The following is an 869-nucleotide window of genomic DNA, read 5'->3' as shown; positions in this document are numbered from 1 at the left end:
TAAAGTTATTGGTATCGATTTAGCCAAAAATGTTTTTCAAGTTTGTGTTTGTCTTATGGATAACTCTGTCATGAGTAACAAAAAGGTTAACAGAAACAAGCTGCTCGATAAAATTAGACAATTCCCCGAAGGTAGCCTTATTGCTATGGAGGCCTGTGGTACGGCGCATTACTGGGGAAGACAATTTCAAGCTCTTGGTTATCAAGTGCAATTGATCCCTGCTCAACATGTTAAGCCATTTGTTGCAAAYCAAAAGAATGATGCCAACGATGCCCTCGCTATATGCGAAGCGGTTTTCAGACCTAATATCCACATGGTTCCAGTTAAAACTGTTGAGCAACAAGACATTAAAGCATTACGTTGTGTACGTAGTCGTCTCGTTCAAAATCGAACCGCCATGGTCAATCAAATTCGAAGCCTAGCGAGCGAGTCTGGTGTGATCTTCTCTGTCGGCAGGTTGCAATTACAAGCRTCACTTAGCCGTATTTTAGCAAATAATGAGCATGAACTGTCTCATACGCTTCATTACCTGTTAAAATTTTTATATGAAGATTTATGTGTTTTAAATGAGAGAATTAATCAAATCGAGCGCGACATTAAAGCGCTATGTCAAATCCAACCTCGCTACAATGCATTGCTGTCGATCCCTGGCTTTGGACCATTAGTCACAGCAAGCTTTATGAGTGAATTAGGTTCGGGTCATCAATTTAAAAATGGCCGGCAATTATCTGCATGGTGTGGCTTAGTGCCATCGCAATCGAGTTCTGGTGGAAAAGTTCGACTAGGATCGATCACGAAAAATGGCAGCTCAGAACTACGTGTTTTACTCATCCACGGCGCCAGAGCCGTTGGCCGATTTGCGAGCAAAC

Annotated in this window: 1 protein-coding gene; it reads left to right on the top strand. The window is 42.0% G+C overall.

Going from position 1 to position 869, the window contains the following annotated elements; all coding sequences use genetic code 11:
- A partial coding sequence (locus L5M71_RS23005) for an IS110-like element ISSba8 family transposase (protein ID WP_263220684.1) occupies window positions 1–869 on the top strand: 869 nt, incomplete at both ends.

Source organism: Shewanella sp. SW1, assembly GCF_025653545.1.
Taxonomy (GTDB): domain Bacteria; phylum Pseudomonadota; class Gammaproteobacteria; order Enterobacterales; family Shewanellaceae; genus Shewanella; species Shewanella oncorhynchi.
The sequence above is the reverse complement of the archived record's forward strand: the minus strand, read 5'-3'. Positions and strand labels throughout refer to the sequence as shown.